Source organism: Streptomyces sp. DSM 116793 (genome assembly GCF_057320905.1).
Genome location: NZ_CM170494.1, coordinates 7706420 through 7731523 on the forward strand (window position 1 = coordinate 7706420; position 25104 = coordinate 7731523).

15 protein-coding genes and 1 pseudogene are annotated in these 25104 nt (G+C 73.1%); 12 read left to right on the forward strand and 4 right to left on the reverse strand.

Annotated elements, in window-relative coordinates; translation table 11 throughout:
- Positions 1 to 227: 227 nt before the first annotated feature.
- Together ACSMXW_RS30295 and ACSMXW_RS30300 are read left to right on the forward strand one after the other, a co-directional pair.
- Positions 228 to 1442: a sensor histidine kinase gene (locus tag ACSMXW_RS30295; protein ID WP_485800996.1), complete on the forward strand. Its 1215-nt coding sequence runs from the start codon at positions 228 to 230 to the stop codon at positions 1440 to 1442.
- A gap of 53 nt (positions 1443 to 1495) precedes the next feature.
- Positions 1496 to 2167 carry a response regulator transcription factor gene (locus ACSMXW_RS30300; RefSeq protein ID WP_485800998.1) on the forward strand — a complete coding sequence of 224 codons (672 nt, stop codon included), beginning with the start codon at positions 1496 to 1498 and terminating at the stop codon, positions 2165 to 2167.
- Between the two features lie 294 nt (positions 2168 to 2461).
- Here the strand turns inward: ACSMXW_RS30300 and ACSMXW_RS30305 are convergent, their stop codons facing one another.
- The gene (locus ACSMXW_RS30305) at positions 2462 to 3466 is read right to left on the reverse strand and encodes a Gfo/Idh/MocA family protein (protein ID WP_485801000.1); all 1005 of its coding nucleotides are present in this window, start codon (positions 3464 to 3466) and stop codon (positions 2462 to 2464) included.
- Between the two features lie 115 nt (positions 3467 to 3581).
- Here ACSMXW_RS30305 and ACSMXW_RS30310 point away from each other — a divergent pair, with 115 nt between their 5' ends.
- The 8 genes and pseudogenes from ACSMXW_RS30310 to ACSMXW_RS30345 form a co-directional block, all read left to right on the forward strand.
- On the forward strand, positions 3582 to 4331 hold the full coding sequence (locus ACSMXW_RS30310) for a GntR family transcriptional regulator (protein WP_485808420.1): 750 nt from the start codon (positions 3582 to 3584) through the stop codon (positions 4329 to 4331).
- A 242-nt stretch (positions 4332 to 4573) separates the two neighbouring features.
- Positions 4574 to 5575, forward strand: coding sequence for a sugar ABC transporter substrate-binding protein (locus tag ACSMXW_RS30315; RefSeq protein ID WP_485801001.1), 1002 nt, complete (start codon positions 4574 to 4576; stop codon positions 5573 to 5575).
- Positions 5572 to 6642: an ABC transporter permease gene (locus tag ACSMXW_RS30320; RefSeq protein WP_485801003.1), complete on the forward strand. Its 1071-nt coding sequence runs from the start codon at positions 5572 to 5574 to the stop codon at positions 6640 to 6642. Before ACSMXW_RS30315 ends, ACSMXW_RS30320 begins: the two co-directional genes overlap by 4 nt.
- Positions 6643 to 6773: 131 nt before the next feature.
- Positions 6774 to 7658 carry an ATP-binding cassette domain-containing protein gene (locus ACSMXW_RS30325; RefSeq protein ID WP_485808422.1) on the forward strand — a complete coding sequence of 295 codons (885 nt, stop codon included), beginning with the start codon at positions 6774 to 6776 and terminating at the stop codon, positions 7656 to 7658.
- A gap of 164 nt (positions 7659 to 7822) precedes the next feature.
- Positions 7823 to 9019: an ROK family glucokinase gene (locus tag ACSMXW_RS30330; protein ID WP_485801004.1), complete on the forward strand. Its 1197-nt coding sequence runs from the start codon at positions 7823 to 7825 to the stop codon at positions 9017 to 9019.
- A complete protein-coding gene (locus ACSMXW_RS30335; protein ID WP_485801006.1) occupies positions 9016 to 9618 on the forward strand; it encodes a sugar kinase in 603 nt (200 codons plus the stop codon). Before ACSMXW_RS30330 ends, ACSMXW_RS30335 begins: the two co-directional genes overlap by 4 nt.
- 497 nt (positions 9619 to 10115) lie before the next feature.
- Entirely contained in the window at positions 10116 to 13070 is a 2955-nt protein-coding gene (locus ACSMXW_RS30340) for an SNF2-related protein (RefSeq protein ID WP_485801008.1), read from the forward strand.
- A gap of 1070 nt (positions 13071 to 14140) precedes the next feature.
- Positions 14141 to 15313 (forward strand): annotated as a pseudogene (locus ACSMXW_RS30345) (SWIM zinc finger family protein); the annotation flags it as partial.
- 231 nt (positions 15314 to 15544) lie between these two features.
- On the opposite strand, the gene ACSMXW_RS30350 reads toward ACSMXW_RS30345, so the two are convergent.
- The 3 genes from ACSMXW_RS30350 to ACSMXW_RS30360 all read right to left on the reverse strand — a co-directional run bounded on the left by ACSMXW_RS30350 (position 15545) and on the right by ACSMXW_RS30360 (position 20533).
- The gene (locus tag ACSMXW_RS30350; RefSeq protein ID WP_485801010.1) at positions 15545 to 18241 is read right to left on the reverse strand and encodes an outer membrane protein assembly factor BamB family protein; all 2697 of its coding nucleotides are present in this window, start codon (positions 18239 to 18241) and stop codon (positions 15545 to 15547) included.
- A gap of 380 nt (positions 18242 to 18621) precedes the next feature.
- Positions 18622 to 19758: a glycosyltransferase gene (locus ACSMXW_RS30355; protein WP_485801012.1), complete on the reverse strand. Its 1137-nt coding sequence runs from the start codon at positions 19756 to 19758 to the stop codon at positions 18622 to 18624.
- Between the two features lie 121 nt (positions 19759 to 19879).
- Positions 19880 to 20533, reverse strand: coding sequence for a hypothetical protein (locus ACSMXW_RS30360; RefSeq protein WP_485801013.1), 654 nt, complete (start codon positions 20531 to 20533; stop codon positions 19880 to 19882).
- 744 nt (positions 20534 to 21277) lie between these two features.
- Between ACSMXW_RS30360 and ACSMXW_RS30365 the strand changes: the two genes are divergently transcribed.
- Positions 21278 to 23317, forward strand: coding sequence for a multicopper oxidase family protein (locus tag ACSMXW_RS30365; protein WP_485801015.1), 2040 nt, complete (start codon positions 21278 to 21280; stop codon positions 23315 to 23317).
- Positions 23318 to 23681: 364 nt separating this feature from the next.
- Positions 23682 to 24977 carry a bifunctional 3-oxoadipate enol-lactonase/4-carboxymuconolactone decarboxylase PcaDC gene (gene pcaDC, locus ACSMXW_RS30370; protein ID WP_485801017.1) on the forward strand — a complete coding sequence of 432 codons (1296 nt, stop codon included), beginning with the start codon at positions 23682 to 23684 and terminating at the stop codon, positions 24975 to 24977.
- Positions 24978 to 25104: the final 127 nt, after the last annotated feature.

Below are 25104 nucleotides of genomic sequence, written 5' to 3' on the forward strand. Positions count from 1 at the left end.
GTACATTGCCCACCATGAACGGTCGACCTCTCGCACCAAGGTGGCGCCCCGGCTCACCCGGGGGTCCGGGGGACCGCGCGACCGGCCGCGGGGGGACGCGCGGGTCGTCACTGTCCGGAGGGGGTTGTTCCGGTCGTCTCCGGGCCGCGGGCCGGTGGGGGGCTACGCGCGATGTCCACCGAACCGCGCCGACGCCCCCGTCGGCGCCGGTGCCGTATCGGTGGCTGTTGCCCTCCGCCCTGATCCGCGAGCTGGATCCGGCCGCCGCGCGGCGCCCGCGGCGCACGGTGCGCGACTGGGCCGTGGACTTCTGCTGCTTCTTCGTGGCCGCACTGCTCGGTCTGCTCGCCGCTTCCGGGGTGGCCCACGACCCGGGCACCCCGCCTGCGCTCGCCACCGTCGACCAGGTGCTGGGCGCGCTGTCCTGCGCGGCCGTCTGGGTGCGCCGCCGCCGGCCGGTCGCGTTCGCGGCGGCGATGCTGCTGGTCGGCCTCGTCTCCAACACCGCGGGCGGCGCGGCCATGGTCGCGCTGTTCACGCTCGCCGTGCACCGGCCCTTCCGCCACGTCGCCTGGCTCGGCGGCGGCTCGCTCGCTTTCCTGCCGGTCTTCTACTGGCTGCGCCCCGAGCCGGACATGCCCTACCTGGTCGCGGTCTCGTTCTCGACGCTGCTCAGCGTCACCGCCGTCGGCTGGGGGATGTTCGTCCGCTCCCGCCGGCAACTGCTGCTGAGCCTGCGCGACCAGGCCAGGCGCGCCGAGACCGAGGCCGCGCTGCGCGCCGAGCAGGCCCAGCGGCTCGCCAGGGAGGCCATCGCCCGGGAGATGCACGACGTCCTCGCCCACCGACTCACCCTCCTCAGTGTCCACGCGGGCGCGCTCGAATTCCGGCCCGACGCCCCGGACGAGGAGGTGGCGCGCGCGGCCGGTGTGATCCGGGAGAGCGCGCACGAGGCGCTGCAGGACCTGCGGCAGATCATCGGCGTGCTGCGCGCGGGCGACGGCGGCGGGGACGGCGCCGAGACCGGCCGCCCGCAACCCACGCTCACCGGCCTCTCCCCCCTCGTCGAGGAGGTGCGGGCAGCAGGGATGCGGGTGATCCTGGACGACGCCGTTGAGGACCCCGCCGCCGTGCCCGCCGCCACCGGCCGCACCGCCTACCGCGTCGCGCAGGAGTGCCTCACCAACGCCCGCAAGCACGCGCCCGGCGCCGACGTCACCGTCCGCCTGGCCGGCGCGCCGGGAGACGGCCTCACCCTCACCGTGCGGAACCCCGCGGCGCCGGGCAGGGTGCCGCACGTGCCCGTGCCGCATGTGCCCGGCTCGGGCCAGGGGCTCATCGGCCTCAAGGAGCGGGCCACCCTGGCCGGCGGGCACCTGGAGCACGGTCCACTGGGCGACGGCGGCTTCCAGGTGGAGGCCTGGCTGCCCTGGCCCGGCTGACGGACGTCACCGGCAGAGCCTCCGCCCGTGGCCCCCCGGCTACCGTGACCCCCATGAAGCCGATCAGGGTGCTCCTCGTCGACGACGACCCGCTGGTGCGCGCCGGTCTGTCCTTGATGCTCGGCGGCGCCGACGACATCGAGATCGTCGGCGAGGCGGGCGACGGCGCCGACGCGGCCGCCCTCACCGACCGGCACCGTCCCGACGTCGTCCTGATGGACATCCGCATGCCGACGGTGGACGGTCTCGCCGCCACCGAGATCCTGCGCGCCCGGCCGCGGCCACCGGAAGTGGTGGTGCTCACCACGTTCCACGCGGACGAGCAGGTGCTCAGGGCGCTCCGCGCGGGCGCGGCCGGATTCGTCCTCAAGGACACCCCGCCCGCCGAGATCGTCGACGCGGTACGACGCGTGGCGGCGGGCGCCCCGGTCCTCTCGCCCGCCGTCACCCGGCAGCTCATCGCCCGGGTCGCCGGCGCCGACCGGGCACGGGAGCGTCGGGCACGCGCGCGTGCCCGCCTCGACCTGCTGGGCGACCGCGAAAGGGAGGTCGCCCTCGCCGTCGGCCGGGGCGCCTCCAACGCGGACATCGCCGGCGAGCTCTATATGAGCCTCGCCACCGTCAAAACCCATGTCTCCCGCATCCTGTCCCGCCTCGGCCTCGACAACCGGGTGCAGATCGCGCTGCTGACGTACGACGCCGGGGTGCTCGACCCGGAGGAGTGAGGCCCCGCACGGCCCCGGGCGGGCGCGGCATACGCGCCGGAGCGGTGCACGGGCCGGCGCCGGGCCCCGGCGCGGGGAGCGCGCCCAAGCCCGCGGGGCGCGTGGAGACTCGGGGAGCGCGCCGCAGCCCGCGGGGCGCGCGGAAACCCGGGGAGCGTGCGGAGGCCCGGGGCGTGCGAAGGTCCCCGGGAGCGCGCGGAGACCCGAGAAGCGTGCGGGCTCCCCGGGGCGTGCGGAGGGGTGCGCGGGGTCGGCCGCCGTCTCAGTCCCCGCGGGTCTCAGTCCCCGCGGGTCTCAGTCCCCGCGAATCTCCGTCAGCGCGACCGGCCGGCGCTCGTGCCGGGACAGCTCGCAGGCCTCCGCGATCCTGAGGGCGTGCAGCGCCTCGCGGCCGTCGCACGGGTTGACCCGTCCGCCGCGCACCACATCCACGAACGCGGCGAGTTCGGCCTCGTAGGCGGGCGCGAAGCGCTCCAGGAAGCCGCTCCAGGGCTTGTCGGCGGGGGGCGGCCCGGCCGGCTCGGTGGAGGCGATGGGCGTGCGGTCGTCCAGGCCCACGGCGATCTGGTCGAGCTCCCCTGCCAGCTCCATGCGCACGTCGTACCCGGCGCCGTTGCAACGGGTCGCCGTCGCGGTGGCGAGCGTGCCGTCGTCCAGGGTGAGCACCGCCGCGGCCGTGTCGACGTCGCCCGCCTCGGCGAACATCGCGGGGCCCGCGTCGGACCCGGTGGCGTACACCTCCGTCACCTCACGTCCCGTCACCCAGCGCAGCGCGTCGAAGTCGTGCACCAGGCAGTCCCGGTACAGGCCGCCCGACAGCGGCAGGTACGCGGCGGGCGGCGGCGCCGGGTCGGACGTCATCGCCCGCACCGTGTGCAGCCGCCCGAGCCGGCCCTCGCGCACCGCCTCCCGCGCCGCCGTGTACCCCGCGTCGAACCGCCGCTGGAAGCCGAGCTGGAGCACGGTGCCCGACTCCTCCACCTCGCGCAGCGCCGCCAGGGTGCCCGGCAGGTCGAGCGCGATGGGCTTCTCGCAGAAGACCGGCAGCCCCGCGCGCGCGGCCCGGCCGATCAGCTCCGCGTGCGCCGAGGTCGCCGTGGTGATCACCACCGCGTCGACGCCCTGGCCGAAGAGTTCGTCCACCCCGGGCGCCGGGGTCGCCCCGAGCCGCTCCGCCAGGTCCGCGGCCCGCGCCGGGTCGGCGTCGGTGACGACGAGGGAGCCGACCTCCGGGTGACGGTGCAGGGCGGCGGCGTGAAATGAGCCGATACGGCCCGTTCCGATGAGTCCGATGCGCATGGCTCCAAAGTGGCCCCGGGTCCAAGCCCTGTCAATGGTTTGTCCGGACAATGTGACTTCACAACTTCCCGTCATCATTTCCTGGGACTACGCTCGCCCCGTGCCCAAACCAGGAGTGGACCCGACCGTCCCGCTTCACCTCAGCGTCGACCGGAGCAGCCCGGTGCCGCTCTACTTCCAGCTGTCCCAGCAGCTGGAGGCCGCGATCGAGCACGGCGCCCTGACCCCCGGCACCCTGCTCGGCAACGAGATCGAGCTCGCGGGCCGCCTCGGCCTCTCCCGCCCGACGGTCCGCCAGGCCATCCAGACGCTGGTCGACAAGGGCCTGCTGGTGCGCCGCCGCGGCGTCGGCACCCAGGTCGTGCACAGCCAGATCAAGCGGCCCCTGGAGCTCAGCAGCCTCTACGACGACCTGGAGGCCGCCGGTCAGCGCCCCACCACCCGGGTGCTCTCCAACGCCCCGGTGCCCGCACCCGCCGAGGCCGCGGCCGCCCTGGGCATCGCGGAGGGCGCCGAGGTGCTCCGCGTCGAACGGCTGCGCATGGCGCACGGCGAGCCCATGGCGTACCTCTGCAACCACCTGCCCACCGGCCTGCTCGACCTCGCCGACGACCAGCTGGAGGCGACCGGCCTCTACCGCCTGATGCGCGCCGCGGGCATCACCCTGCACAGCGCCCGGCAGTCCGTGGGTGCCCGCGCCGCCGGCGCCGAGGAGGCCGGACGGCTCGCCGAGCCACCCGGCGCCCCGCTGCTCACCATGCAGCGCACCACCTTCGACGACACCGGCCGCCCGGTCGAGTTCGGCACCCACACGTACCGCGCGTCGCGCTACTCCTTCGAGTTCCAGCTCCTGGTGCGCCCGTAGGACGACGGTGCCCGGCAGGGGCGTGGGAGGCGCCCCCGGGACACCGCCCCGAGCCCCTTGAGGAGCGCGCCCCCACCGTTGTCCGACCGTCGTCAGAATGTTCTGACAAAACCATTGACGGGTCCGCCGGCACACGGCTACAACCAGGCAGCGGTACCCGGTGCACGGGTAACGGACAGCCGTACCGGATACTGGGCGGCCGACCCGTATCGGCACGGCAACGGAAGAAGGGGCGCGGCCTCGTGGCACGATTTCGAAGCTGGGTAAGCATCGCGCTGGCGACAGCGCTCGGCCTCTCCCTCGCGGGATGCAGCAGCCACGGCGGCAAGCGCGCGGAGGACGCCCGCAACGCCGCGGCCGGCGGAAAGGCCGCGGTCAACACGCCCCGCTGGACGTTCGCCATGGTCACGCACTCCGGGGACGGCGACACCTTCTGGGACATCGTCCAGAGCGGCGCCAAGCAGGCCGCCGTCAAGGACAACATCAAGTTCCTCTACTCCCACGACGACCAGGCCCAGCAGCAGGCGGAGCTCGTGGACGCCGCCGTCGACAAGAAGGTCGACGGCCTGATCGTCACCCTGGCCAAGCCGGACGCCATGAAGGCCGCCGTGGCCCGCGCGGAGAAGGCCGGCATCCCGGTGATCACCGTGAACTCCGGAGCCGAGCAGTCCAGGAAGTTCGGCGCCCTCACCCACATCGGCCAGGACGAGACCATCGCGGGTCAGGCAGTCGGCGACGAGCTGAACAAACGCGGCCGCAAGAAGGCCCTGTGCGTGGTGCACGAGCAGGGCAACGTCGGCCTCGAACAGCGCTGCGCCGGCGCCAAGGACCACTTCAAGGGCACCATGACCAACCTCTACGTGGACGGCACCAACATGCCCGACGTGCAGGCGTCCGTGGAGGCCAAGCTCCAGGCCGACAAGTCCATCGACAGCGTCGTCACGCTCGGCGCCCCGTTCGCCGACACCGCCGTGAAGGCCAAGGAGGAGGCCGGCAGCAAGGCCGAGGTCGACACCTTCGACCTGAACGCCAAGGTCGCCTCGGGACTTCAGGACGGCAGCCTCGGCTTCGCCGTCGACCAGCAGCCGTACCTGCAGGGCTACGAGGCCGTGGACCTGCTCTGGCTGTACAAGTACAACGCCGACGAGCTGGGCGGCGGCCGCCCCGTGCTCACCGGGCCGCAGATCGTCACCAAGGACAGCGCCGGCGCGCTCGCCGAGTACGCGAAGCGGGGCACCCGATGACCGCGACCGCCCCAGCCCCGGCGCCCGCCCCCGGTGCGGGCACCGACGGCACCGACGAGCGCCTGATCGGCCGGTCGCCGCTGCGCAAGCTGCTGGGCCGCCCCGAGCTCGGCTCGGTCGTCGGCGCGATCGCCGTCTTCGTGTTCTTCGCGATCGCGGCCGACTCGTTCCTGCGCGCCGCCAGCCTCAGCACCGTCCTCTACGCCTCCTCCACCATCGGGATCATGGCGGTGCCGGTGGCGCTGCTGATGATCGGCGGGGAGTTCGACCTGTCCGCCGGCGTGCTGGTGACGTCGTCCGCGCTGGTCTCGTCGATGTTCAGCTACCAGATGACCGCGAACGTCTGGGTGGGCGTCGGCGTCTCGTTGCTGGTGACCCTGGCGATCGGCGCGTTCAACGGCTTCATGCTGACCCGCACCAAGCTGCCGAGCTTCATCATCACCCTCGGCACCTACCTGATGCTGACCGGTATGAACCTGGGCTTCACCCAGCTCATCGACGGCACGGTCTCCACCAAGTCCATCGGCGACATGGACGGTTTCGACTCCGCGCGCGCCCTGTTCGCCTCCCGGTTCACCGTCGGCGGGGTCAGCTTCCGGATCACCATCATCTGGTGGCTGGTCCTGGTGGCCGTCGCCACCTGGATCCTGCTGCGCACCCGCGTCGGCAACTGGATCTTCGCGGCGGGCGGCAGCAAGGAGGCGGCGCGCGCCGTCGGCGTCCCGGTGGCCAAGACCAAGATCGGGCTCTACATGGGCGTCGCCCTCGGCGCCTGGATCGCCGGGCAGCACCTGCTCTTCTCCTACGACACCGTGCAGTCCGGCGAGGGCGTCGGCAACGAGCTCATCTACATCATCGCCGCGGTGATCGGCGGCTGCCTGATCACCGGTGGCTACGGCTCCGCGGTGGGCTCGGCCGTCGGCGCCCTGATCTTCGGTATGACCAGCAAGGGCATCGTCTTCGCCGAGTGGGACCCGGACTGGTTCAAGTTCTTTCTCGGAGCGATGCTGCTCCTCGCGACCCTGCTCAACGCCTGGGTCCGCAAGCGCGCGGAGGCGACGGCATGACGACCAAGGACGACGGTGTGACGGACTCCGGGGCGGCAGGCGCGGGGAGCGCGGAGGCGGCGGCCGTGGGCTCGGGGAGCGCGGAGACGGCGGGTCCGGGTGCTTCGGGCGCCGGCGCGGAGGCGTCGGGCATGGGCGCGGCCGCAGGGGAGGCCGGCGCGGCGGGCGCCGGTGCGCCGGCGGACGGTGAGCGCACCCCCCTCGTCCGGCTGGACGCCGTCAGCAAGTACTACGGCAACATCCGCGCACTCGAAGGCGTCTCCCTGGAGGTGCACGCCGGCGAGATCAGCTGCGTCCTCGGCGACAACGGCGCGGGCAAGTCCACCCTCATCAAGATCATCGCGGGCCTGCACCGGCACGACGCGGGCAGCTTCCGGATCGAGGGCGAGGAGACCACGCTCGGCTCGCCGCGCGAGGCGCTGGACCGCGGCATCGCCACCGTCTACCAGGACCTGGCGGTCGTCCCCCTGATGCCCGTCTGGCGGAACTTCTTCCTCGGCTCCGAGCCCACCAAGGGGTGGGGCCCGCTGCGCCGTATGGACGTGCCGTTCATGCGCGCCACCACCCACGCCCAGCTGCGCCGTATGGGCATCGACCTGCGCGACGTCGACCAGCCCATCGGGACCCTCTCGGGCGGCGAGCGGCAGTGCGTCGCGATCGCCCGCGCGGTCTACTTCGGCGCCAAGGTCCTCGTCCTCGACGAGCCCACCGCCGCGCTCGGCGTCAAGCAGTCCGGGGTGGTCCTGAAATACGTGGCCGCCGCCAGGGACGCCGGGCTCGGAGTGGTGCTGATCACACACAACCCGCACCACGCCTACCTCGTCGGGGACCGCTTCGTCCTGCTGAAGCGGGGTGTCATGGCGGGCAGCCACACCCGCGACGAGATCACCCTGGACGAGCTGACCCGCCAGATGGCGGGCGGCAGCGAGCTGGACGACCTCCGCCACGAGCTGGAGCGCGCCCCCGCCCCGGCCCACCTCGGCGGCCCCGCCCCGGACGCCGCCCCCGGCGCGTAGCGGCCCGCGGTGCGGTCCCGGCCGACCCGACCCGCGGTGACCGCACGCGCACGGTGCGGCACGGGCGGCCGGGATGCGGGCGAGGGGCGCGGGTCCGCCGCGCGGGCGGCCCGCAGCCGGGTGCGCCATGCGGCCCCCGGGGCGGGTGAGGCACAATCGGCGCGATGAGCACCTACCGCGACCTCGCCCTCACCCGAGCCCTGCACGCCGGTCGAGCAGGGGGTGCCCCCGCCGGCTCAGCGCGGGCCACCGTCCTGCGCACCGTCGGCGCCCGCGAGCGCCGTTCCCACCTGACGGCGCCCCGCGTGCCCACCGTGGGCATCGACATCGGCGGGACGAAGGTGATGGCGGGCGTCGTGGACGCCGACGGTGTCATCCTGGAGACCCTGCGCGCCGAGACGCCGGACAAGTCCAAGAGCCCCCGGGTCGTCGAGGACACCATCGTCGAGCTGGTGCTCGACCTGTCCGACCGGCACGACGTGCACGCCGTCGGCATCGGAGCGGCCGGCTGGGTGGACGCCGATCGCAACCGCGTGCTCTTCGCGCCCCACCTGTCCTGGCGGAACGAGCCCCTGCGCGACCGGCTCTCCGGCCGCCTCGCCGTCCCCGTGATGGTCGACAACGACGCCAACACCGCCGCCTGGGGCGAATGGCGCTTCGGCGCCGGGCGCGGCGAGAGCCACCTCGTCATGATCACGCTCGGTACCGGCATCGGCGGCGCGATCCTGGAGGACGGCCAGGTCAAACGGGGCAAGTACGGTGTCGCGGGGGAGTTCGGCCATATGCAGGTCGTGCCGGGCGGGCACCGCTGCCCGTGCGGCAACCGCGGCTGCTGGGAGCAGTACAGCTCGGGGAACGCGCTGGTCCGCGAGGCCCGGGAGCTGGCCGTCGCGGACTCGCCGGTCGCGTACAACATCATCGAGCGGGTCAAGGGCAGCATCCCCGACATCACCGGGCCGCTGATCACCGAGCTGGCGCGCGAGGGCGACGCGGCGTGCGTGGAGCTGTTCCAGGACATCGGCCAGTGGCTCGGCGTCGGCCTCGCCAACCTGGCCGCCGCGCTCGACCCGTCCTGCTTCGTGATCGGCGGCGGCGTCAGCGCCGCGGACGACCTGCTGATCGGGCCCGCCCGCGAGGCCTTCCGCCGCCACCTCACCGGCCGCGGCTACCGCCCCGAGGCGCGGGTCGCACGCGCCCAGCTCGGGCCCGAGGCCGGCATGGTCGGCGCCGCGGACCTGGCCAGACTGGTGGCCCGCCGGTTCCGCCGCGCCAAGCGGCGCCGCGTGGAGCGTTACGAGCGGTACGAGCGGTACGTTCAGGCCCGCCGCACCGCCCGCACGGCCCAGGGGACCCAGCGATGAGCACCACCGAGCCCGACACCGCAGAACGGACCGCCGTGACCGTCCAGCCCCCCGGGGCGCCCCCGCCTCCCCCCGAGAACCGCCGCCATGTGATCCGCAGGCGTGCCCTCACCCTGAGCATCATCGTGCTGCTCATCGGCATCCCCGCGGGCTATCTGATCATCTCGGCCAACCAGAGCCGGGACAGCGGCAAGGACAAGCAGGCCCGGTACGCGGCCACCGGCCTCACCGCCGGGACGCCGTCCAAGGTCCTCCAGCGGCTGTACAACATCCCGGTGCCGCACCAGCACGCGGCCATCTCGTACTACGAGACGAACAACTGGAAGACCAGCCGCCTCTACGTCCAGTTCCTCACCACCAACCAGGGGCTGGACACCTTCCTCACCGCCATGGGCGCGAGCCCCGCGCGACTGCGGAAGGGGGACCTGCCCATAAGCGCCCGCGACCGCAGGGTCGCCGGCTGGGACTTCAGCGGCTCGGCGGACTGGCAGGGGCTCGTCCACCGCAAGAAGAACCCTCTCCCCACCCAGAGGATCGTCGTCAACCGCTCCAACCCGCGCTACCCGGAGGTCTTCGTGGTCTCCTCCACCGTCCCGTAGGCCCCGCGCGGGCGTGGTGCGGCGGGTTGCCCGCCCGGACACCTCGCCCCTGCCTCTGCGGGTGGTGACGATCCGCGGGTCTCGTCGTGCTGCTCGCGCAGCTCCCCGCGCCCTTGCGAGTCGCCTTACGGGCGCATGCGGTGCGGGCTCCGCCGCGTGCACGGGAGGAACCAGCCATCGGCCGGTGGCCGGGCGGGCCGGCTCCTGCCCCCGTGGCGTGGTGAGGACCCCCGGGTCTCGTCGTGGTTGCTCGCGCAGCTCCCCGCGCCCCTGGGAACCCGGGATGCACCGCCTGCACGGGCGCGCCCCCCGCAAGGGGGCGCGGGGAACTGCGCGAGCGACCGGAACGGACAGACGGTCTGGACGCAGCCGGACGCAGCCGGCCGGGGCGGCCCCGGCTTCCGCGTCGACCGCCGCCCGCGACGGACCCGATTGTCAGACCCTCCTCGTACAGTCGAAGACACCTGATCCGACGATCCGGGAGGGAGGCGAGACACATGGCCGTGCGGCCCACCGCACCGCGGACGGAAGGCCCCGCGGGCCAGGACCCGGGGGCCCGGGGCCCCGCGGGTCGCGCCCCCACACCCCCGGGACCCGGGCCGGCGCAGCCGGCCCTCACCCGCCTCCCCGCCGTCTTCACCCCGGCCCCGCTCCCGAGGGAAGGCCGCCTCACCTTCTGGGACCCCACCGGAGACCTCGACCCCGTGCGGGCCGCACAGGCGGCGCACCCCCACGCCACCCCCACCCGTCTCACGGTGATCCGCCCCGGCACCCCCGTGCGGACGGCGTCCGTCCCCGCCCTCACCCTCCCCCTGGACACCGCCCTCCCGCTGCTGACCGCCGCCGGCGGAGACCCCGCCACCCACCCGGCCACCGCCTGCTGGTCCGCCGCCGCGCTGCACGCCCTGCGCCTGATCGCGCGCGGCCGGCTGCTGCCCGGCCTCACCGCGGAGGGCCACGACGCCTGGCGCGCCGGACCGCTGGACGCCGACGACATCGCCCACCTCAGGGCCGTGGCGGCGGCCCTGCCCCCCGAGGGCCACCCCACCCCGCTGCCGGGCAGCGACCCGCTCGCCGTCCCGGAGCCCGGCGCACTGGTCCGCGCCTTCCTGGACGCCGTCGCCGACACCCTGCCCCGCACCCCGGCCGCGCCGCACGTCTCGGGCGCCCCGTTCGCCGCGCGGGCGCCCCAGCCGCTGCCCCGGGCCGAGGACTGGGCGGCCGAGGTCGCCGCCGGCATGGACGTCGGCGTCCGCATCTCGCTCCGCCTCGACCTCTCCGCGTACCGCCTCTTCGACGACTCCCCGACAGGCACAGCGGACACAGGCGAAGCCGGGCCCGGGACGCGCAGCGCGGGAGCGGCGATCGTGCAGGTGCACAGCCTCGCCGACCCCACGCTCGTGGCCGACGCGGCAGCCCTGTGGGAGGGCGCCGCCGACCCAGCCTTCGGCCCCCGCACCCGCGTCGACACGGCACTGGCGGTCCGCCGCGCCGCCCGCGTCTGGCCACCGCTCGCCCGCCTGGCCGAGCAGCCCGTCCCCGACGTGCTGGCCCTGTCGGAGCAGGAGCTGACGGAGCTCCTGGGGGCGGCGGCCACCCGGCTCGGCGCGGCCGGTGTCGCCGTGCACTGGCCGCGCGACCTCGCCCAGGACCTCACCGCCACCGCCGTGGTGCGCCCCGCGCCGGGCTCCGCCGCCGACGGTCCCGCGTTCTTCGAGAGCGAGGACCTGCTCCGGTTCAGCTGGCAGCTCGCGCTCGGCGGCGAGCCGCTCAGCGAGGCCGAGATGGACGCACTGGCCGAGGCGCACCGGCCCATCGTGCGGCTGCGGGACCGCTGGGTCCTCGTCGACCCCGCCCTGGTGCGCAAGGCGCGCCGTCGCGAACTCGGCCTGCTCGACCCGGTGGACGCGCTCTCCGCCGCCCTCACCGGCAGCGTGGAGATGGACGGCGAACGGATCGACGCGGTGCCGGTGGGCGCGCTCTTGGCGCTCCGCGACCGGCTCACCGCCGGCATCGAGCCCGCGGACCCGCCCGCAGGACTCCACGCCCGCCTGCGCGACTACCAGCGCCGCGGCCTCGCCTGGCTCGACCTGATGACGTCCCTCGGCCTCGGCGGCTGCCTCGCCGACGACATGGGCCTCGGCAAGACCGTCACCCTCATCGCGCTCCATCTGCGCCGGGCCAGGAGGGAGCCCACCCTCGTCGTCTGCCCCGCCTCCCTGCTGGGGAACTGGCAGCGGGAGATCGCCCGCTTCGCGCCCGGCACCCCGGTGCGCCGCTACCACGGTCAGGGCCGCAGCCTGGCCGGCCTGGACACCGGCTTCGTGCTCACCACCTACGGCACCATGCGCTCCGCCGCGGCGCGGCTCGCCGAGCAGCCCTGGGGCATGGTCGTCGCGGACGAGGCCCAGCACATCAAGAACCCGCACTCCGCGACCGCCCGCGCCCTGCGCACCATCCCCGCCCCCGCCCGGGTCGCCCTCACCGGCACCCCCGTGGAGAACAACCTCTCCGAGCTGTGGGCCCTGCTCGACTGGACCACACCCGGCCTGCTCGGCCCCCTGAAGTCGTTCCGCGCCCGGCACGCCCGCGCGGTCGAGGGCGGCATCGTCACCGGTGAGGACACCGGCGCCGCGGAGCGGCTCGCCCGGCTCGTGCGGCCCTTCCTGCTGCGCCGCAGGAAGTCCGACCCCGGCATCGTGCCCGAGCTCCCCCCGAAGACCGAGACCGACCACCCGGTGCCGCTCACCCGCGAGCAGGCCGCGCTCTACGAGGCGGTGGTGCGCGAGTCGATGGCGCTGATCGAGGACGCCGAGGGGATGACGCGCCGCGGCCTGGTGCTGAAGCTGCTCACCTCCCTGAAGCAGATCTGCAACCACCCGGCGCAGTACCTCAAGGAGTCCCTTCCGGCGCGGCTGGAGGGCCGCTCCGGCAAGCTCGCGCTGCTCGACGAACTGCTCGACACCCTCCTCGCCGAGGAGGGCTCCGCCCTGGTCTTCACCCAGTACGTCTCCATGGGCCGGCTGCTCGCCGACCACCTCGCGGCCCGCGCCGTCCCCGCCGCGCTGCTGCACGGCGGCACACCCGTCCCGGAGCGTGAGCGGCTCGTCGACCGCTTCCAGAGCGGCGCCGCGCCCGTGCTGATCCTCTCCCTCAAGGCGGCCGGCACCGGCCTCAACCTCACCCGCGCCGGCCATGTCGTCCACTACGACCGCTGGTGGAATCCCGCGGTGGAGGAGCAGGCCACCGACCGCGCCTACCGCATCGGGCAGACCCAGCCCGTCCAGGTGCACCGCCTCATCACCGAGGGCACCGTGGAGGACCGCATCGCCGACCTGCTGGAGGCCAAGCGGGCGCTGGCCGACGCCGTCCTCGGCTCCGGCGAGACCTCACTCACCGAGCTGACGGACCGTGAACTGACGGATCTCGTCTCCCTCCGGAGACCAACATGACCTCCCACCCCCCGCACCCACCGGAGGGCCCCGGCACCTCCCGCACCGCCGGTACCCCCGGCTCGCCCGGCATCCCAGGCGCCTCCGACGCCTCCGGCACCGCCGGCACCCCCGACGCGCCCGCCACCGCCGGCCCGCGTGGTACGGATGGCCCATCCGGTCCCAAGGGCGCTTCCGGCACCTCCCGTACCACCGATATCGCCGGCTCACCGGGCTCACCCGGCACCGCCGGCGCGCGCGTCCCGCCCGGTACCAAGGGCACTCCCAGCTCGCCTGGTACCGCCGGCACCCGGCGCCCCGCCGACGAGGCACGCCGCGCCCTGCGCGAGGCACGGCGGGCGCTGGCGGAGTCGGGCGGGCTGCTCTCCGGACGAGCCGGGGCCTCCCGCGGACCCGGCGCCGCCGAGGCTCCCGGGCCACCCGACGGCGGCGGCCGCTCCGGCCCCGGCCGCCGGGCTCCCGGCGGGCCACGCACCAGGCGCGTCCTGTCGGCGGGCACCGCCGGGGCCGGTGACGCGGGCGGCCCCGGCACCGGTGGCCGGGGCGGGGCCGGTGGCCCGGGGGCGGTTGGTGAGCCGTATGCGGCCGGTGGCCCGCGTGTGGCCGGTGAGCGGGTCTCGGGCGGTGGCCTGGGGGCGGCTGCGGGGCCGGTTTCGGGCGGTGGCCCGGGTGTGGCCGGTGGGCGGGGCGGTATGGGTGAGCCGGGCGCTGTTGGTGGGCCGGACTCGGTCGGTGGGCGGGGCGGTACGGGTGAGCCGGGCGCGGCCCAAGGGTCGGGTGCCACGGGCAGGCCGGACGCGGGCGCTGCCGGTGGGCCGGACTCGGTCGGTGGGCCGGGTGCCACGGGTGAGGCGGGTGCTGCCGGCGGGCCGAGTGGCGCCGCTGGGCCGGGCGGGGCGGGAGACTCGGGCGCTACCCGGGAGCCGGGCGCGCCGGGTGCCGTCCCGCTGACCGGTACGTCCGGCGGCTCCGGCGCGGCCGGGCTCGGGGACGGGGACGGGCACGGGGGCGGGAGCGGTGGCGGTGCGGCGGGTGGCGGTCCGGAGGGAGCCGTGGGCCGTGGCGGAGGTGGCGGGGGACGCACCTGGTGGGGGGACGCATGGATCGCCGCGTTGGAGAGCAGCGCGCTCGATCCCGCACGGCTGGCCCGGGGGCGGGTGTACGCGGGGCGCGGACAGGTGGGGGAGGTCAGCGTGGCGCCGGGGCGGCTCCTGGCGTATGTGCAGGGCAGCCGGCCGCGCCCGTACCGCGCCCAGGTCCGGGTGCGGGTGCTGTCGGACGAGGCGTGGGAGGAGTTCCTGGACGCCGCGGCCGAGCACCCCGGCCATATCGCGGCACTCCTCGACAAGGACCTGCCGCACTCCCTCGCCGAGCACGGCCCGGGTCTGCTCCCGGGCCCCGGTGACCTCGATCCGCAGTGCAGCTGCCCCGACTCGGGCCGCCCCTGCAAGCACGCCGCCGCCCTCTGCTACCGCACCGCGCGGCTGCTCGACGAGGACCCGTTCCTGCTGCTGCTCCTGCGCGGTCGCGGGGAGCGCGAGCTGCTGGACACCCTCGCCCGCCGGCACGCCACCCGTACCGCCCGCGCCGCCCAGGCCGCCCGCGGCCCGCAGCCGTTGTCGGGCGTGCCCGCCGAGGAGTTGTACGCCTCCCGGCCCGGCCCCCTCCCGCCGCCGCTGCCCGCGCCGAAGACCCCCGAGCACCCACCGGCGTATCCGGCCGCACCGGGCGGGCCCGATCCGCTGGCGCTCGACCAGCTGGCGACCGACGCGGCCGCCCGTGCGCACGCGCTGCTCACCACGGGCCGCGACCCCGTGGCGGACCTGACGCTGTGGCAGGACGCGGTACGGCTCGCGGCGGCACGCCCCGGCTCGGGCCTGACGGCCGCCACCCGGGGCCTGTACGCGGACCTCGCCGCGGCCACCGGGCGGAGCACGGCCGAGCTGGCCCGCGCGGTGGCGGCCTGGCGGCAGGGCGGTGTGGAGGGACTCGCGGTGCTGGAGGAGCCCTGGGACCCGCCGGCGGGCCGGTTCGACCGCGCCCGCCCCGCACTCCTGGCGGCCGGCCTCCCCGCGTTCCGGCCCTGGCGCAACCACCTCACCCACCCCCACGGCCACCGCCAACTCCGCCTCGGCCGGGACGGCCTGTGGTACGGGTACGAGTCAGAGCCGGGCCGCGCGGACTGGTGGCCGCGCGGCACACCCGCCCTCGACCCGGTGGACGCCCTCTCCGCCCCCACCTGAAGCCGAGCCCCGGCCCACCTGGGGGCGCGGGGCTGTGCTGATCTGCGGCTCCGCCGCGTGGTTGCGCTCGGCGCCGACGCGCCCGCGGCGCCACCGGGCCCACCTCCTCGCGGTCTTGTGCTCGGCTGCCCCGGCCGGTGAGGATCGGTCGCACGGTTCCCCGCTACCCCCCTCCCACGCCCCGGACGGCTGGTGAGCCGACCAGGGCACAGGACGTACGGAAGGGGCGGCTCAGTTGGTCGACAGCGGGGTGGTGACGTTGCTGAAGGTGTTGGCTGTCACGGCGTTCGCGGCCGTCACCGGGCCGTGGGTCCAGATGCCGAAGACGTCACTGGCAATGGTGTTGCCGGTGAGCTGGATCGACAGCGGGTCCACGGTCCCTATCAGGATCCCGGTGGTCTGCGGATCGCCGTCCGCGCCCGTGTCCGTGTCGCCGGCTGTGTTGTTGGTGCCGATCTGGTTGTCGCTGACGATGTTGCCGTTGAGGTCCTCCCCGGCCACCTGGGCGAACACCTTGACGGCCGCGAAGGCGTTGCCGGTCACGATGTTGCTTTGCACCGTGTTGTCGTAGACGGCGCCGCCCGCCACGTTGGAGGTGAGCGTCACACCGCCCCCTCCTGCGGTGAGTCCGTTGTTGAACACGTTGTTGCTGCTGATGGTGTTGCCGAAGACGCCGCCTGCCGTGGGAGCGGGCACCCCTCCGGGCGCCGCGGCGGTGTTGCGGGAGACGAGGGCGAAGCCGTCTCCGGAGGCGTTGTCGTGCACCGAGTTGCCACTGAAGGTGTTGCCTGTCGCGGGGCCGGTCTCGTCGCTGAGGAGGATTCCGGTGCTGTTGCCGCTGACGGTGTTGTTCAGCACCGTGTTGCCGGAGCTGCCGAGGAAGTGGATGCCCCCACCGCAGTCGCCCGGCTCGCCCATGGTGCTCTGGCAGGACAAGTAGGAGTTGGCCACCGCGTTCGGACCCGTGCCCTTGTCGTTGTTCGACACGATGTTGTTCTTGATCGTGGCGTTGTCGACGCCGTTGATGAGGATGCCCTCGCCGACGGCGTTCACGACGGTGAAACCGGTGACCGTGACGTCGGGGGCACTGATGACGATGCCGTTGACCAGGTTCGCGGCATCGATGGTGACGTTAGAACGCGCCTCCAGGTTCAGCGGCTTGGTGACCGCTACGTTCTCGTTGAAGGTGCCGTCGCAGACCACGACGTGCCCGTCGCCGGCCACGGCCTTGATCGCCGCGTTGATCGAGGAGAAGGCGGGCGTGCTGCAACTGGTGTCCGCTGCCGTGCTGCTCGCGGTGGGCGAGACATAGACCGTCTGCGGGCGGGTCTGCGGCAGGGAGAAGGCGTAGAACTTGTTGTTGTCACCGTCGGACGGAAAGAAGGGACCGAGCCTCTGGGTGTGGTAGCCGGAGCCCCAGTAGACCGATCCGTCGACGATGGCGGCGCCGCCCAGGACGGCTCCGCCGCTGGGGAAGCCCCATTTGACGGCGCCGGTCGCCGCATCGAGGGCGTACATGTTGTTGCCGGTGGGGTTGGTGGCGCCGCTGTACACCACGCCGTTGGCGCTGGAGACGAAGGAGAGCGGAGACGCCGAGTCAGGGGTGGCGGTCTCCCACAGGATCCGCCCGGTCGCCGGGTCGAGCGCGGCCCAGAAACCGCCGGTGGTGCTCGACGTCTGGCCGGTCGCCGAGGTGATGGTGACGGACAGGTGGCTGGTGTTGGTGTTCGCGATGTAGATGCGCTTGTCGTCGGTCGCCGTACCCCACTCGATGCCGCCGAGGTTCCCGCCCGGGCCGACGGCCGTGTCCCAGACGATCTTTCCGGTGACCGGGTCGAGGGCCCAGTAGACACCGCTCTTCTGGCCGATGCCGAGCAGGTCGGTGGTCTTGCCGTCGATGGTCGTGGTGAAGAGGTTCGGTCCGGTGCCGAAGTCGAAGTCGTCGCCGAACCGCTGGGCGATCGTCCAGGTGTCGGCGGTCAGGGTCTTCGTGCCCCAGGTGATCGCGCCGGTTTTCATGTCGAGGGCGACGATGGAGTCCTGGTAGTTGTCCGGTGCGCCCGGGGAGCAGTTCGTGTCGGCGGGCGAGGTGCAGACCCCGTCCGGCACGCTGTAGTTGTTGCCGGTCCCGACGTAGACCTGCCCGGTCTTCTCGTCGACGACAGGGGTGCTGCCCCAGACGGCGCCCCCGGTGTAGCCCTGGGGGACCACGTACGTCTTCCACAGTTCGGCGCCCGTTGTGGCGTCGAGGGCGACGACACTGCCTCGGAAGGTGGTCGGGGAGGACAGTTTCTCGGCCTTGGACGACACGCCCACGTAGACGACACCGTTGTCGATGACCGGTGACCCCGTAAGGATCGCCGCCGGATCGCTGTCGACCTGGGTCTTCCAGAGCCTGGCACCGGTCTGGGCGTCGATGCCGAACAGGAACGCCCCGTTCGTGTCGGAGGTCGTCTGCGCCCCGTCGCCGGTGACGATCTCCCCGTTCCAGTACGCCGGGCTGAGCCTCGACACATCACCGGAGAACCCGGTGTAGTCGCTGATCTGGTGGCTCCATATGCGCTGGCCAGTGGTCGTCTGCACCTTGTAGAGGTTGCCGGCCCAGTCCGGGAAGTAGGCGAAGCCGCCCACCACGGTGGGAGTGGCCGAGACGCTGCCACCCGTGGTGAAAGTCCACTTGGCCTTCAGGCCGGCGACGTTGTCTGTGCCGATGGCCGTCTCGGTGGCCGAGTTGTGGGTGTCGCCGAGGTCGCCGCCGCCGGACGGCCAGTCGGACTGGGCAGGAGTGGGCGCGACCGTGGTCGCGGAGCCGGTCGCCGTGTCGGCCTCCGCGGCGGCGGGCGCGGCGGTCGCGAGCCCGGCTATCGCCAGCCCGGCCACGAGGCCGCGAAGTCGGCCGCGTCTGAGACGCGCCTTGTTACTGAACATGTCAATTACCCTTTTCAGACGTATCCGTGGGCGATCTTGTGCTCGGGGAGCGTAGGCAAGTCGCCCCCGCCGCACGGCATGTGACACGCGGTTCGTTCGGTAATTGACGTTCTGTAGGCCCAGTGTTCAGCTTGCTCGCTCGACGTCCCGGCCCGAAACCCTCTCAAAACGCATCGCCGAGAGGGGCGTTGGCCAGACGGGCGGGTGGCCCCGGCTTGTTTCCGGCACGGCGATGCCGCCTCGGACGCGCCGACCGTGCCGGTCGTGTCAGCATGACGACGAGTGCTTCGGACCGCGAAGCCGCGGTCCGAAGCACTCGTCGTCATGAGGGCCTGCCGTGTGGGTCGAGGCTGCCGGGTTCCGACCGTCCTGCGCGCGGTTCAGCCGACGAGCTCGGTCAGCCGCTCGACCGTCTCGTGGGGGGACGGCATCCCGGCGATCTCGGCTTGCAGCCGCCCGGCGGCGGCGCCGGCCCCTGGATCCTCCAGGAGTGCCCTGGCGCGCTCGAAGACGACGTCCGGGGTGAGGTCTGCGGGCAGGACACGGCGGCCCGCTCCGGCGTCGAGGACCATCTGTGCGTTGCCGAACTGGTCGGCGCCCTGCGGGATGACGAGGTGCGGCAGGCCGTGCGCGAGCGTTTCCAGCGTGGTGCCGCTCCCGCCGTGGCTCACGACCAGATCGACATGCGGCAGCAGATCACTCTGCGGCACCCACTGCTCGACGAGGACGTTCGCGGGCACGTCTCCGACATCGGCCGCCGCGGTCCTGCCGCCCGCGGACACGATGACGTCGGCCCGTAGCCGTGACAGGCCGTCGATTGCACTCCGCAGCACCCCGGCCTCGCCGAACGCGGTGCCCAGCGTCAGGAACACCAGGGGGCGGCTCGTGTCGCGGTCCTTGACGAAACGCGGCAGCTCGGCGCCCTGACGCCAGGCGGCCGGACGCATCGGGATCCGACCCGGCAGGGCGACGATCTCCGCTCGTTGCAGCGAGGGAGGGCAGATGTCCAGATAGGGATTGCCGAGGAACTGGGGGTCGGCGGCGGGGACGGAGAGGCCGGACTCCCGCGCGGTGGCGATCCACGTGTCGCTCATGGCCTGCCAGTTCGCTGCCTCGGAGATCCGTCCCGTGCCGTGGCAGACCGCGGGAACGCCGGACAGGCCTGCGGCGATTCCGGCACCCGGGTTGAGTACCTCGTACACCACGAGGTCGGTCTTCCCGGTCTGCAGGACCGGTGTGAGGTCGGCCATCGCACGCCGCGCGAGGACGCTGCCGAACGCCTGCGGTGAGGCGTTGGGCCGGGCGCCCGGGGGCGCCTGCCGCAGCACCTCGCCGATTGCCGCCCGGACCGTGGTGCCCGCGGGCACCGGTTCCAGGCCCGCCTCGCGCAGCTTCGGGTGGAAGGCCCGGTCCGTGGCGAAGGCGACGTCGTGGCCCGCGTCGCGGGCGGCGAGCGCGAGCGGGACAAGGGGAAGGACGTGGCCGTACGCGCCGACCGAAGCGAAGATCAGCCGCATGTCAGGGGACCCGTGCTTCCTCGCGTGGCCCGCGCGACGGCCGTGTCCCGGCTGCCTCGTGCCGGCGGCATCGGCCGCCCGGACCGCCCGGTCGTCGCGATCGCGGTGGTGGCAGTGGCGATCATGCGGCACTCCTGCTCTGCAGCCATTCGCGGCCACCGAGGACCAGGGAGAGAGCGCCACCCGCGACGCAGATGATCAGTTCCTGCCAGCCCGGCCCGGCCATGACGCCCACCACGTTGATGAGCGTCACCCAGATGCCCCAGCGCAGCCGTGTGCGGTCACCCCAGACGGCGCTGCCGGCTATGTGCAGCACACCGACGAGACCTGTGGTGGTGGCCCCCCACAGCAGCCCCTTGGTCTCGTCCGGCAGATCGCTGGAGATCTTGCCGATGGTCAGGATGAGTCCCACGAAGCCCAGGAACCACGCGGCGCCGTACCATTTGGCCTGACGCGCTCGGAACTCGCCCACGGCATCACGGCCGAAGGCCCGCGCCCCGATGACGAACGTGATCACGCCCGCGGCGGCCAGCAACACCATCAGGGTGGTGAGCGGCAGCCAGTCCGGCATGGGGACGAAGGTCCGGCCGTCCGGCCCCTCATGCAAGAAGAGCAGTCCGAATCCGATGAACCACGCGAAGCCCCAGGCGAGGTGCATCAGCAGTACTGCGCGTTTGGTGCGTGCTGTCACGTCGGCCGTGGGATGGCCGGCGAACGCCCCGGCCTGTGCGGCGTCGGACGCGGCGAGCGTCTGGGCTATGTCTGCATTGCTCATGAGTGCTTGAATTTCTTGTGAACATTTCCGAACGTGGTCGGAAGAATCTGAGCCGGCGTGAAGTGGCTGCGGCGCCGCAGGAAAGCAGTCACAACTCTCCCCCACGGGAAGGGGCTTGAGGTGGGAACCTGGTTCTCCTGGGGCGATGCGGGGCACACGTCGACGCGGCCATGGCGCCGAATTTGTAGCACGCTCCCGGCCGCGGCCACCAGACGGCTCGCGGATTGCGGTGGCCGCATTCCTATGTGAGCTCCTGGCCGCCGGCGTGGAGGGCACCGGTGCCCATACGGTGGAACTCACCTGGTTCCTGAGGCGAAACAGCTGGGCGTGGTCGACCTGGACCCGGCACCTGGACCCGGCCCAGAAGGCCCGGTCCCAGTCCCGTGGAACGGCCCAACCGCAGTCCCGCGACGAATGGTCTGAGAAATCATCCATTCGCTCTGTCGCTGTTCCCGCACTCCGCCCATCACATTTCTGCCACACCTCGGGCACGTTAAATCCGACATCGCTGTTCGCTGCCATGGCCGGCGGCACTCCGCGCCTATGGCACAATGTGCGACCGGCGGGTTTCGGCCAATTACCAACCCATGTACCCAGCGGCCCTCGGTGCCGTGTGGCCCCCTGCCCGGTGCCCTGTGCGGCGATGCGCCCTCCCCTCCATGAACCCGGCGAAATCGAGAATTCGCCGCGCTGGGCGCCCCCTCGCAAGAGATCTAATTTTTCACACGCAAGGAACAGATAACCGTGGCAGCAGCACACAAGAGACGCACGTTCCTCGGCCTCACCGGAGGTGCGGTAGCGGGGGCAGCGGTCTACGGCGGAGCGGACCTACTCCTGAGCGGAACGTCTCAGGCCCAGGCCTCGGAGAACGCCTCGGCACTGCTCACCGATGGCCAGGGGCAGGACCTCAAGGGTGCCTCGACGCCGCAGGTCACGGAACTGACTCCCTTCAAGGACGAACTGCCGATACCGCCCACCCTGAAGCCCTCATCCCAGGGCATAACCGAGGTTCGCCTGGTCGAGAAGCGAATACGTCTGCACTCGCAGCTCCCCGCCACCCGCATGTGGACGTACGAGGGGTTCTTCCCCGGCCCGACCATCGAGGCCCGGCGTGGCCAGAAGTTCCGCCTCGCCTGGCGCAACGAGCTCACCGGCACCAGCCCCGTCAAGGGCGTCTTCGTGGCGGCCCAGGGACCGCCCCCGGGATTCCAGGCGCTGAACACCCCTGGTTCGCAGGGCGGGAGAGAGCGGCCCGAGGTGGCCGCGCTGACTCCCTGGACCTCGGTCCACCTGCACGGCGGCCGGCAGCACGCGATCTCCGACGGCGCCCCGGACTCGGGCGTGACTCCGGGAGGCACACAGCTCGCCGAGTACACCAACGACACCGCCGCTGCGCATCTCTTCTACCACGACCACGCCATGCCGGTGACCGCGCTCAACGTGATGGCGGGGCTGTTCGGCAACTACATCACGCGGGACGAGACCGAGGACCGCCTCGACCTGCCGAGCGGCCGCTACGAGATCCCGCTGACCATCGCCGACGTCAACTTCGACACGGACGACAAGGGGCGGATCGACGGCCGGCTCCTCGCGAAGCGGATCCAGGTCGGACCGACCATTCCGGGCGTGATGACGTCCGCGCTCCAGTTCCAGGGCCCCTACACCATGGTCAACGGCCGAGTGTGGCCTCACCTCGAGGTGGAGGCCACCGCCTACCGCTTCCGCGTCGTGAACGCCTCCAACGCCAGGCCCTACACCCTCGCCCTGCTGGACGAGAAGACCGGCCAGACCGTCAAGGGGGCGCTGAAGGTCATCGGCACCGACATGGGTCTGCTCGCCAAGCCCGAGGCCGTCGACCAGACCCTCACCCTCACCGCCGGTGAGCGGGCCGACCTGGTAATCGACTTCGCGGCGTTCCGGGGCAAGCGGCTCAGGCTCGTCAACGTCGCTCCCGGTGCTCCGGGCGCGGCCCCCGCGCCCGCCGGCACTCCCGTGCCCCCGGCCGGCGTCCCTTACCCCCAGGTCATGCAGTTCCGGGTGGGCGAGCAGAAGAATCGCGCCTACAGCGCGCCGAAGCGGCTGGATTCGGGCTTCACGCGCCTGGCCGTGGCTGACATACCCGAGAACGCGGTCGAACGCTTCGTCATGCTCTCCTTCGACCCGATGGGCATGCCGACGATCATGGAGCTCCAGGAGGCGCCTGCGGACACGGCGCCCGGCAAGGGGATCGTGCAGTTCGCCCTGCCCGGTGGCACCCGCACCTTCCGCGTCGTCGCCAAGCACTTCGAGGACGCCACCACCTTCTTCGCAGCGGCGCAGAGCTGGGAGAAGTGGACGTTCATCAGCGTGGGCCCGCAGACGAAGCAGATCCAGCACCCCATGCACATCCACCTGATGAGCTTCCAGATCCTGGAGCGCCACACGGTCGACGGCACGGCGTTCGACGCGACGCTGGGCGGCACCACCAAGCCCATCGCCATCAAGGACCCGATGCCGGTCCCCGCCGGCGAGTCGGGTTGGAAGGACACCGTCAACCTCATGCCGAACTCGATGGTGACGGTCGCCGGCCGGTTCGGTCGCGAGACCGGACGGTTCATGTACCACTGCCACATCCTCGACCACGAAGACGAGGGCATGATGCGCCCCTTCGTCATCATGCCGCCGCAGATCCTCGCCCTGCAGAACATGATGCTGAAGATGATGAACGCCCAGGGCAAGCCCCCGGCCGCCGCCGCCGGCGGCGCAACCCCGCCGATGGACCACGCTGCGATGGACATGTCCTGACGGCTGTCCCGACGGCCTGACGAACGGCCCGTGCGGCGGGCCGACGTTCCGGGAAGGCCGCCGGCCCCCGGCGGACCAGGAGATGCCGGCGCCCTCGCGCGGGAAGGGCCGGCATCTCCTGGCCGCATCACCGACCATGGCACCGGCCTTGGCGGGGACCGTCGCTCACGCGAGCGTGCCGGACCACATCGCGCGGTGCCCCGGACAGCTGACTATCAAGATCGTCACCAGTACGCGCCGGAGAACGCGTACCTGGCCCTCCAGGGTTCCGGCAGCGCCGGACCCTGTCGTCGTGATAGGGACAGGAACCGCTGGGTTCGCCCCGGCTCTGTGAGATTTCGCGACACATGAGAGGGTCAGACGGGTGAGCGAGACACCACCGAACACCCTGCAATACCGCTTTGACGGGCCGGAAGAGGCGCCTGTCCTGGTCTTGGGTCCCTCACTCGGCACGACCTGGCACATGTGGGACCGGCAGGTCCCGGTCCTGACCGAGCAGTGGCGGGTGCTCAGGTTCGACCTGCCCGGCCACGGCGGGGCGCCCGCGCACGCCGCCGACTCGGTCGCCGAGCTGGCGGCCCGGCTGCTCGCCACGCTCGACGGGCTCGGGGTACAGCGCTTCGGCTACGCCGGGTGTGCGCTCGGCGGTGCGCTCGGCGCCGAGCTGGCGCTGCGGCACCCCGAGCGGGTCGCGTCGCTGGCGCTGATCGCGGCCTCGCCGCGGTTCGGCACCGCCGACGAGTTCCGGCAGCGCGGTGTGATCGTCCGCACCAACGGCCTCGACCCGATCGCCAGGACCGCACCCGAGAGGTGGTTCACGCCCGGCTTCGCCGCCGCCCAGCCGGCCATCACCGAGTGGGCCGTGCAGATGGTGCGCACCACCGACCCCGGCTGCTACATCGCCGCGTGCGAGGCGCTGGCCACCTTCGACGTCCGTGCCGAACTGGACCGGATCGGGGTGCCCACCCTGGTCCTGGTCGGCTCCGAGGACCAGGTCACCGGGCCCGCACAGGCCCGCACCCTGGTCGCCGGGATACCCGACGCGCGTCTCGCCGTGGTGCCCGGAGCGTCCCACCTGGCGCCCGTGGAGGCGCCCGCGGCCGTCACCGACCTGCTGGCGCGGCACTTCTCCACCGCCTGGCAACTCCCTCCGGATGTCTCCGCCACGGGGCAGTTCGCGATCCCGGCGGTCCCGGCGAGGCCGGTCCTCGCGCCGCCGCCGGCCGCGCCCGTGGCCGAGATAGGGCCGAGCGCGCCCCAGCCGGAGGCGGCGGCCGCGCCCGGCGCCCACCACGCGGGCCTCAAGGCGCGCCGCGAGGTGCTCGGCGACGCGCACGTCGACCGGACACTGGCCGCCGCCGACGAGTTCTCCGACGACTTCCAGGACTTCCTCACCCGGTACGCGTGGGGCGAGATATGGAGCAGACCGGGGCTCGACCGCCGCACCCGCAGCTGTGTCACGCTCACCGCGCTGGTGGCGGGCGGCCACACCGACGACCTCGCCGTGCACGTCCGCGCGGCCCTGCGGAACGGCCTCACGCCCCAGGAGATCAAGGAGGTCCTGCTCCAGACCGCGGTGTACTGCGGGATTCCGGCCGCGAACAGTGCGTTCCGGGTGGCCCAGCAGGTGATCCGCGAGGAGACCACCCCCGAGGAGTGACCCGCCGGTCTCTCCCCGGAGTGGCCCGCCGGCCTCTCCCGGGAGCGATCTCAGAGGCCTCTCCCCGGGGGTGGTCCCACCACGTAGGCCGCCCACCCCCGCGCGTGCCGCGACCGGCCGGGGCGTA

Coding starts and splice junctions, on each gene's coding strand:
- ACSMXW_RS30300 (WP_485800998.1), top strand. CDS start 1,496: ATGAAGCCGATCAGGGTGCTCCTCGTCGACGACGACCCGCTGGTGCGC.
- ACSMXW_RS30305 (WP_485801000.1), bottom strand. CDS start 3,466: ATGCGCATCGGACTCATCGGAACGGGCCGTATCGGCTCATTTCACGCC.
- ACSMXW_RS30320 (WP_485801003.1), top strand. CDS start 5,572: ATGACCGCGACCGCCCCAGCCCCGGCGCCCGCCCCCGGTGCGGGCACC.
- ACSMXW_RS30325 (WP_485808422.1), top strand. CDS start 6,774: ATGGGCGCGGCCGCAGGGGAGGCCGGCGCGGCGGGCGCCGGTGCGCCG.
- ACSMXW_RS30330 (WP_485801004.1), top strand. CDS start 7,823: ATGAGCACCTACCGCGACCTCGCCCTCACCCGAGCCCTGCACGCCGGT.
- ACSMXW_RS30335 (WP_485801006.1), top strand. CDS start 9,016: ATGAGCACCACCGAGCCCGACACCGCAGAACGGACCGCCGTGACCGTC.
- ACSMXW_RS30340 (WP_485801008.1), top strand. CDS start 10,116: ATGGCCGTGCGGCCCACCGCACCGCGGACGGAAGGCCCCGCGGGCCAG.
- ACSMXW_RS30350 (WP_485801010.1), bottom strand. CDS start 18,241: ATGTTCAGTAACAAGGCGCGTCTCAGACGCGGCCGACTTCGCGGCCTC.
- ACSMXW_RS30355 (WP_485801012.1), bottom strand. CDS start 19,758: ATGCGGCTGATCTTCGCTTCGGTCGGCGCGTACGGCCACGTCCTTCCC.
- ACSMXW_RS30360 (WP_485801013.1), bottom strand. CDS start 20,533: ATGAGCAATGCAGACATAGCCCAGACGCTCGCCGCGTCCGACGCCGCA.